Origin of the sequence: uncultured Microbacterium sp., from assembly GCF_947632095.1 — a bacterium.
Classification (GTDB): Bacteria; Actinomycetota; Actinomycetes; order Actinomycetales; family Microbacteriaceae; genus Microbacterium.
Genome location: NZ_CANROA010000062.1, coordinates 1 through 8,713, shown reverse-complemented (window position 1 = coordinate 8,713; position 8,713 = coordinate 1). Strand labels below are relative to the sequence as shown.

Sequence of the window (8,713 nt, the reverse complement as noted above, 5' to 3'; positions counted from 1 at the left end):
TACGCGGCCGGCGCTGCGACCGCGCCGACCGGACCGGATGCCGGTGAGCAGCGCGTGCTGCGCGGCGGCAGCTACCTGTGCCACGACTCGTACTGCAACCGGTACCGCAACGCGGCACGATCGCAGAGCACTCCCGACTCGTCGATGGGCAACGCCGGCTTCCGAACCGTCGCCGTCTGATCAGGCGACGGTGCGAGGCGGCTCTCAGAGCGCTCGGTGCGTGAACCGGCCTCCGACGAGCGTGGCCGCCACCGGCATCTCGCGCAGCTCGTCGCGATCGCAGGCATAGGGGTCGCGGTCGATGACCACGAGGTCGGCGGGCTGACCGGCGTCCAGCGTCGACCGGGCGGATGCCGCGAGGGCGACATCCAACGGAAGGCGCTGCTCCGGGTGCCAGGCGTCCCGGTCGCCGCGGCTGCGGGCGGTCGCGGCGCTGATCGAGATCCACGGGTCGAGCGGGGCCACGGGGGCATCGGATCCGAGGCGCAGCTCGGCGCCGGAGCGGTGCAGCGAACCGAAGGCGAAGGCTCGGCCGGTGCGGCCCGACCAGTGATGATCGGCGACGTCGCGGTCGTCCATGGCGTGCTCGGGCTGGATGCTGGCGGCGAGCCCCAGCTCGGCGAAGCGGGCGAAGTCCTCCTCGCGCACGAGCTGCGCGTGCTCGATGACGCCGGACATGCCCAGGTCGGCGAAGACGTCGAGCACCTCGGTGTTCGCCCGGTCGCCGATCGCGTGGACGGCCGCCTCGATCCCCGCAGCGCGCGCGCTTTCGAGCTGTCGGCGCAGTTCCGGGATCGACACGCTCTCCATGCCGCAGGAGTGCGGGTGCGCCGGGTCGGTGCCGGGGTACGGGTCCCAGCACCACGCGGTGCGGGTGTTCAGGGATCCGTCGACGATGACCTTGAGGCGCCCGAAGGTCACGAGGGACTCCGCATCGATAGAGGCGCCGGTGCGCCAGCCGTCGGCGATGACGGCCTCCAGCCGGTCGCCCCAGACCGCGGCATCCACCCGCAGTCCGGTCAGGCCGCGCTCCACGCGGTCACGCCACTCGGTGATGTTGTCGGTCTTCTCGTACTCGACGATGCCGACGACGCCACGGGCGGATGCCGCATCCGCCGCCTCCTGGTAGGCCTCGAACGGCAGGTCGGAGGCCGCATCGAAGGCGTGGAGCAGGTCGATCCAGGGCCCTTCGCGCAGCAGTCCGGTCTCATCGAGCTCGACGCCGAGATGAGCGGCCGCGGCGGAGTTCATCCAGCCGCAGTGCAGGTCACCGCTGACGAGCACGACCGGCACATCGGGCACGGCCGCATCGAGGGCGGCGAGAGTGGCCGGGCTCTCCCACAGCCCGTCGCGGAAGCCGTAGCCCATCAGCATGCCGTCGGCGAGCGGCCAGTCCGCGGCGCGGGCCGCGACCGTCGCGGCGATGACGTCCGCGGCGCTGGTCGTCTCGGTGAGGTCGATACGGCGGCGGCGGATGACGTGCTGGGTGAAGTGCACGTGAGCGTCCCACAGACCGGGGCCGATCCAGCGCCCGGCGACGTCGACGACCTCTCCCTCGGCCGCCCGCTCCCCGGTGGGCAGGACCGCATCGATCATGCCGTCCCGGATGAACACATCGACGGGTTCGGCGGTGCCGTAGGGGCGCGCGCCGGTCAGAGTCAGGACGCTCATCGGCTCTGCTCCTCGTGGTGGATCGCAGACATGCGTGCCGCCAGCGGCGGGTTGAAGTACGGTCCCGGCTCGCCGAGCGCGGTGATCACGCGGTCGACGACCTCGGCGGGCTTGTCCTGGCTCATCTTGTCCTTCGCCTCGAACCGGTCCACGCGCATCCGGAACCCGACCGTGCCCTGCACGATCCGCTCCGCGTAGGCGGTGTTCTCGAGGGTGCGGTGCATCAGGTACGGCTCGGGGAGCACATTCTCGAAGTGCGAGACGAGTCGGTCGAGCACACGCAGGTTCTCCTCGTCCGTGAGGATCTCGGGGGTGCCGTAGAGATGCGCGACCGCGAAGTTCCATGTCGGGACGCCGTACGGCACGCCGTACCAGCCCGGCGAGACGTAGCCCTGCGGGCCGTAGATCATCACCATCGCCTCGTGCCCGCCCAGCTCGTGCAGGCGCTCGTCGGGGCGGCCGACGTGGCTGAGCAGCACGATGCCGTCGGCGTCCTCGTCGAGAAGGATCGGATAGTGGGATGCGACGAGGCCCTTCCCCGGCACGAAGCTCACGATGCTCGCCCACGGGTTCTCACGCACCAGGGCGCGGATCGCGTCGACATCGTCGAGTTCGTAATCGGGGTTGGGCCTCATCGCATCATTCCTTCGTGACGATCATCAGATCAGAGTCGGGATCTCGTACCGGTGCGGGGTGCCGAAGCGGTGCGCCGAGATCGAGACGGCCTGCTCGCGCAGGTAGGGCAGCATCTCGATCCTGCCAGCCGAGAGCACCGGGCCGGCGTACACGGCGACCGCGGGCGATCCGCCGGTGTGCTCGGCGAGGACTGCGGCATCGCCGCCGACGAGACGGATGCGGCCCCCGGACTCGGCGATGCGGGCTGCCCGCGCGCCCCACGCGGCGTCATCCTCGACCGCGACGCCGATGGCGGACTCCGTCGCCCAAGTCTGCACCGCGGCGGGCAGCGGTGCTGCCGTGCTGACGTTCAGACGCGCACCGGTGCGCAGGCCCGCGGCGATCACACGGATCGCCTCGGCGACGGATGCGCCGGCGAGACGGATCGTGACGGGGACCGCGCCGTAACGGAGGGCGTTGTGCTCGGTGACCAGGCCTGTCGGGTCGCTGACAGCACCGAATTCGTTCTGCCAGGCGGCGACGTCGGTGGCAAGCGCCCCCTGCAACCAGGATGCCTCCGCCGCGGCATCCGCCGATGTCAGCGCTGCCAGCGCCGCGCGCGAGAGCGCATCGCTCGGTGCGTCCGCGGCGACAGGCGCATCCACCCAGTCGGTGAGGCCGAGCACGTAGCTCGGGCCGCCGGCCTTCGTTCCCGCACCGACCGCCGCCTTCTTCCAGCCGCCGAACGGCTGGCGCTGCACGATGGCGCCCGTGATGCCGCGGTTGACGTAGAGGTTTCCGGCCTGGACGGCGGCGAGCCACTGGGCGATCTCGTCCTCGTCGAGGGAGTGCAGCCCCGAGGTGAGGCCGTAGTCGATCGCGTTGACGAGGCCGATCGCCTCATCGAGCGTCTTCGCCGTCATGATGCCCAGTACCGGACCGAAGTACTCGGTCAGGTGGAACGGGCTGCCGGCGACGACGTTCTCCTTGATCCCCGGGCTCCACATCTGGCCGGCGTCATCGAGCTTCTCGGGCTCGACGACCCAGGACTCACCGTTCTCGAGCGTGGTCAGAGCGTGGAGCAGCTTGCCGTCGGCCGGGCCGATGAGCGGTCCGATGCGGCTCGGCCCCTCCCAGGGCTGACCGACCTGGTACGAGCCGACCGCGTCGATGAGCTGACGGCGGAAGCGCTCGCTGTCGGCGACCGAGCCGACGAGGATCACGAGGGATGCCGCGGAGCACTTCTGGCCCGCGTGGCCGAACGCCGAGTAGGCGACATCCTTCGCGGCCAGGTCGAGGTCGGCGTGCGGGGTGACGATGATGGCGTTCTTGCCGCTGGTCTCGGCGAGCAGCGGCAGGTCGGGGCGGAAGCCGCGGAACAGCTCGGCCGTCTCGTAGCCGCCCGTGAGGATGACACGGCCGACGGCCGGATCGCTGACGAGCTTCTGCCCGAGTTCGCGGCCGTCCAGCTGCACGTACTGCAGGACCTCGCGGGGAACCCCCGCCTCCCACAGCGCCTCGATCATGACCGCGCCGGAACGGCGGGCCTGGCGGGCGGGCTTGATTATGACGGGCGAACCGGCGGCGAGCGCGGCGAGCGTGGAACCCGCCGGGATCGCGACCGGGAAGTTCCACGGCGGCGTGACGACCGTGAGGCCCACCGGACGCGCCTCAGCGCCCTCGATCGCGTCGGCGGCCAGCGCGCTCTCGGCGTAGTAGTGGGCGAAGTCGATGGCCTCGGAGACCTCGGGGTCTCCCTGCTCGATGACTTTGCCGCACTCGGAGCCCATGACTTCGAGGAGGTCGCCCCGGCGCTCCTCGAGGATGCGGCCGGCGCGGTGCAGGATCTCGGCGCGACCGGCGGCGCCCAGGGCCCGCCAGGATTCGCCGGCGCCCACCGCGGTCCGGATGACCGCGTCGAGCTGCTCGGCGGAGCTCAGGGTGTGCGCCGCGACCGTCTCATCGCCGAGCTGCGATTCCTGCATGCGCGAGCGGATCGCGTCGCCCCACGCACGGTTCGCGGCCAGGCTCGGGTCGGTGTCGGGGGTGTTCTCGAAGCCGGTCTCGGGCACCGCGATGATTCCGGCGGAGCGGTCCTGGGTGCGGTTGGAGGACGGAACCTCGGTGGGCATCGTCGTGATCGAGGCGAGGAAGCGGTCGCGCTCGCGGGCGAACAGCACCGGGTCCTCGTCGAGATCGAATACCGCAGACATGAAGTTCTCGGTGGATGCCCCCTCTTCGAGACGGCGGATCAGGTACGCGATCGCGACGTCGAACTCGGCCGGGTGGACGACCGGGGTGTAGAGCAGCAGAGACCCGACCGTGCGGCGGATGACGGTCGCCTGTGCGGTCGCCATGCCCAGCAGCATCTCGAACTCGATGCCCGAGGTGGCCCCGCGCTTCTCGGCGAGCAGCCAGGCCAGCGCGATGTCGAAGAGGTTGTGCCCGGCGACGCCGATGCGCACGTTCCTCACGCGCTCGGGGCGCAGCGCGTAATCGAGGACCGCCTTGTACGAGGCATCGGTCGCCTGCTTGCTGTGCCAGGTTGCCAGGGGCCAGCCATGGGTCTCGGCGTCGACCTGCTCCATCGGCAGGTTCGCGCCCTTGACGACGCGCACCTTGATGTCTGCGCCGCCGTCGGCGACGCGCGCCGCAGACCACTCTTGCAGACGGATCATGGCGCCGAGGGCATCGGGCAGGTATGCCTGCAGGACGATGCCGGCCGACAGATCGCGGAATTCGGGGCGGTCGAGGATGCTCGTGAACACCGCGATCGTCAGATCGAGGTCCTTGAACTCCTCCATGTCGAGGTTGATGAACTTCTTGCCGCGCGCCTTCGCGATGCGGAACAGCGGCACGAGCGCCTCGGAAGCGTGGGAGACGGCCTCGTCGAAGGCCCAGGGGCTGTGCGGTGCGACGGTGGAGGAGACCTTGATCGAGACGTAGTCGACGTCGTCGCGCTCGAGCAGTCGTCGGGTGCCGGCGAGCCGGCGTGCGGCCTCCTCTTCTCCGAGGATGGCCTCGCCGAGGAGGTTGATGTTCAGGTGCACGCCCTCATCGGAGCGGATGCTGCGGATGGCCTTGCCGAGCTTGGCATCCGTGGCGTCGACGATGAGGTGGCGGACCATGCCGCGCAGCACGCGGCGGCTGATCGGCACGACGATCCCCGGGAATGCCGGAGCGAGGGCTCCGCCGAGACCGATGAGCCCGCGCAGCGCGAGCGGCAGGAACTTCGGAGTCAACGGCACGAGGTCGTGGAGGTTGTGGGCCGCGACCCTCAGGTCCTCCGGGCGCACGACGCCGTCGACGAAGCCGACCGTGAAGTCGAGCCCCTTCGGATCGCGCAGCACGCCGGCCAGGCGCTGGGCGGCCGCATCGCTGGGCACCTCCCGGCTCTCCTCGAGCCAGCGGCGCACGAGCGCCACGGCGTCGTCGGCGAGCTCTGCCATCTCGGCGTGCTCGAAGGGCGTCGATGTCGTCTGAGTCATCGGTCTTCCTCACTCCAGAGCGCGGCGTCGCCGCGAGTCCTCGTCTCAGTGTGCAGGCACTCGACCATTCGTGAAAAGCGAGCGTTTACGATGGATATCGTTCGATGTTCCCGAAGATAACGAGGTGCCCGATGTTCGAGCTCCGACGTTTGCGCCTCCTGCACGAGCTGGCGCTGCGCGGCACCATCGCCGAGGTCGCCGCAGCCCTGGCGTACAGCCCCTCGACGGTGTCGCAACAGCTCTCCCTGCTCGAATGCGAGGCGGGTGCTTCGTTGCTCGAACCCGACGGTAGGCGCGTACGTCTGACCGCGCAAGGGCGCCTGCTCGCCGAGCATGCGGCCCGGGCGCTCGAACTCGACGAGGCCGTGCGCGCCGAGCTGTCGACGGCTCAGCACGCCGCGGAGATCGTGCGCATCGCCGTCATGCCGACCGTCGCCGAGGCCGTCGTCCCCCGCGCCCTGACGGCGCTCGGGACCCAACATCCGAACATCCGTGTGCACATGGTCGAGATCCCGCCCGAGAAGGCGCTCTTCGAGCTGCAGGCCCGAACCTTCGACCTCGTCGTCGCGGAGCAGTACCCCGGTCACACCCGCGAACTGCGCGACGGCATCGAACGCACCCTGCTGGGAAGCGATCCGGTGCGCATCGCCGTTCCCCCGCATTCCCCCGCCCACGAACTCTCCGACCTGCGCGATCACCCCTGGGCCATGGAGCCCCAGGGGACGACCGTGCGCCGGTGGGCCGTGCAGCAGTGCCGCGCCGCCGGATTCGAACCCGACGTGCGCTTCGAGGCCACCGACCTCATCGCCCATGCGCGCCTGGTCGCCGCCGGTCACGCCGCCGCCATGCTCCCCGACCTCGTCTGGACGGGCGACCGCGACTCCGTCCGCCTGCTCGAGCTGCCCGATTCGCCCGTGCGCGAGATCTTCGCCGCGACCCGCACGGCATCGCGCGACGACGAGGCTCTCGCTGCCGTTCTCACGGCTCTGGCCGATGCCCTGGCCGATCACGAACCGCGATGACAGTGGCGCTCGCACTCACGGTTCACACGATCGCCCCGTTCTCAACCCCCTGTGCGAGCCTGATCGAACCGCCGAGGGTAGGGGCATGAGCCATCCAGACGACATCAAACAGCCCCTTGACCATCTGCCTTCCCGCGATGAACGGGACAAGGCCGTCGAGATCGACGAGCCAGAGTATCCGACGTCCGAGCCGCCCACGGGGCGCGAGCATGCGACGCCCGACACGGCCGCGGAGCCCGACAAACCCAACCGTCACGGTGTCGATCGTCTCCCACCGAGCGGACGCTGATCCCGCCGCGGGCGGAGCCACCGGACGCCGGGTGATCACTCAGGTGACCCAACGGGTGATCTTGCCCTCCGCTCACCCCCACCGACACGCTTTCTCGGAAGGATCGGGCTGATGTCGCGGACGAAACCGTGACGTCAGTCCGCTCGCGCGCACGCGGGCGACCGCCGTGAGAGGAAGCACAATGAGCAAGACCCCCGAATCCACCGCCGTCAATGGCATCCGCGCCGCGATCGGGATCGGCGGGCTCCTCGCAGCCATCGTCGGCATCCTCGTGCTCGTGTGGCCGGGCCGCACAGCCATGGTCGTCACGGCGATCATCGCGATCTACGCGATCGCAGCGGGTCTGACCTATGCGGGTCTCGGCATCTTCAGCAAGTCCAAGGGCGGCTGGGCACGGGTCGGACACATCGCGCTGGGCATTCTGTTCATCATCGCCGGCGTCGTCGCGTTGATGAGCCTCGGCCAGACGATGCTGTGGCTCGCCGTGTTCCTCGGTGTGATGGTCGGCATCATGTGGGTCGTCGAAGGCGTCGTCGCGCTCACGACCCTCGGTGACGCCTCATCGAAGGGCTGGTCGGCACTGTTCGCCGTCCTGAGCATCATCGCCGGAATCCTCCTGCTGTTCTCGCCGCTGTGGGGCGCCGAGGTGCTGTGGTGGCTGCTGGGAATCTCGCTCGTCGTGCTCGGCGTGATGAACATGATCCGTTCCTTCCAGTTCGGTAAGAACGCGGCCTGAGGGGATCGGGCCATGTCGACGATCTCCGGACTCTACAACTTCCGCGACACCGGAGGCATGCCCGTGCGTGGGGGCGGCACCAGCCGCCCCCACGCCCTGTTCCGCTCCGAGGCGCTGTCCGCGCTCGATGCGGAAGGCCTGCAGGATCTCCAGGACTCCCCCGTCCGGGTCGTGATCGACCTGCGCACCGAGACGGAGCGTCAGATGGCTCCCGATCGCCTGCCCACGGGACGCGCATTCTCGACCGTCGACCTGTCGATCATGCAGGGAGCGACGAGCGACCTGATCGCGGGGGTCGCCGGCGCACCGGGATCCACTCCCACGACAGAGCAGATCACCGCAGCGATGTCGCGCCTTCCCGAACTCGGCGACCTGTACGTCGACATGCTCCGTGGCGGCGCCGACTCCTTCGTCCGCATCGCCCGGTTGATCGGAGCATCCGCCGGCGAAGAGGCGCCGAACGCTGTGCTGCTGCACTGCACCGCCGGCAAGGACCGCACCGGTGTCGCCACCGCACTGATGCTCGAGGCCGTGGGCGTCGAGCGTGACGCCGTGATCGTCGACTACGCGCAATCCGAGAAGAATCTCGCCGGGCCGTGGTCCGACGCGATGATCGGCATGATCGAGTCGTACGGGATTCCGGTCACCCCGAAGCTGCGCACTCTCGCAACGGGCACGCCCGCCTCTGCGATCGAGCAGGCCCTCGCCTGGACAGACGCCGCCGGCGGCGCTCATGAGTACCTGCTCTCGGGAGGCTTGTCCCGCGCAGAACTCGACGACCTGCGCCGCGCGCTCATCGCGTGACGGTTTCTGAACGAAAGCCGTGAGAGGGCCCCACTTGCTGTTAGAGTCCCGCTCAGCAGCCGATAAAACAAGACAGAGGAAGATCAAT

The 8,713-nt window shown here is 69.6% G+C and carries 8 protein-coding genes; 5 read left to right on the top strand and 3 right to left on the bottom strand.

Annotated elements, in window-relative coordinates; all coding sequences use genetic code 11:
* A partial coding sequence (locus tag Q0Z66_RS11260; protein ID WP_298041167.1) for an SUMF1/EgtB/PvdO family nonheme iron enzyme occupies positions 1-180 on the top strand: 180 nt, incomplete at its 5' end.
* A gap of 24 nt (positions 181-204) precedes the next feature.
* On the opposite strand, the gene Q0Z66_RS11255 is transcribed toward Q0Z66_RS11260, so the two are convergent.
* Genes Q0Z66_RS11255 through Q0Z66_RS11245 form a run of 3 tightly spaced genes read right to left on the bottom strand, consistent with a single transcriptional unit; the run spans position 205 to position 5,774 of the window.
* Entirely contained in the window at positions 205-1,671 is a 1,467-nt protein-coding gene (locus Q0Z66_RS11255; protein WP_298041165.1) for an amidohydrolase family protein, read from the bottom strand.
* On the bottom strand, positions 1,668-2,306 hold the full coding sequence (locus Q0Z66_RS11250) for an FMN-binding negative transcriptional regulator (RefSeq protein ID WP_298041163.1): 639 nt from the start codon (positions 2,304-2,306) through the stop codon (positions 1,668-1,670). The genes Q0Z66_RS11255 and Q0Z66_RS11250 overlap by 4 nt, the downstream gene beginning before the upstream one ends.
* 24 nt (positions 2,307-2,330) lie before the next feature.
* Positions 2,331-5,774, bottom strand: a complete 3,444-nt coding sequence (locus Q0Z66_RS11245; protein WP_298041161.1) for a bifunctional proline dehydrogenase/L-glutamate gamma-semialdehyde dehydrogenase — start codon at positions 5,772-5,774, stop codon at positions 2,331-2,333.
* Positions 5,775-5,905: 131 nt separating this feature from the next.
* On the opposite strand from Q0Z66_RS11245, the gene Q0Z66_RS11240 reads away from it, so the two are divergent.
* The 4 genes from Q0Z66_RS11240 (at position 5,906) to Q0Z66_RS11225 (ending at position 8,625) form a co-directional block, all read left to right on the top strand.
* Positions 5,906-6,796: a LysR family transcriptional regulator gene (locus Q0Z66_RS11240; RefSeq protein WP_298041159.1), complete on the top strand. Its 891-nt coding sequence runs from the start codon at positions 5,906-5,908 to the stop codon at positions 6,794-6,796.
* 85 nt (positions 6,797-6,881) lie between these two features.
* Positions 6,882-7,085 carry a hypothetical protein gene (locus Q0Z66_RS11235; RefSeq protein ID WP_298041157.1) on the top strand — a complete coding sequence of 68 codons (204 nt, stop codon included), beginning with the start codon at positions 6,882-6,884 and terminating at the stop codon, positions 7,083-7,085.
* Positions 7,086-7,266: 181 nt separating this feature from the next.
* On the top strand, positions 7,267-7,821 hold the full coding sequence (locus tag Q0Z66_RS11230; protein ID WP_298041155.1) for an HdeD family acid-resistance protein: 555 nt from the start codon (positions 7,267-7,269) through the stop codon (positions 7,819-7,821).
* A 12-nt stretch (positions 7,822-7,833) separates the two neighbouring features.
* Positions 7,834-8,625, top strand: coding sequence for a tyrosine-protein phosphatase (locus tag Q0Z66_RS11225; protein ID WP_298041153.1), 792 nt, complete (start codon positions 7,834-7,836; stop codon positions 8,623-8,625).
* The last annotated feature ends 88 nt before the right edge of the window (positions 8,626-8,713 follow it).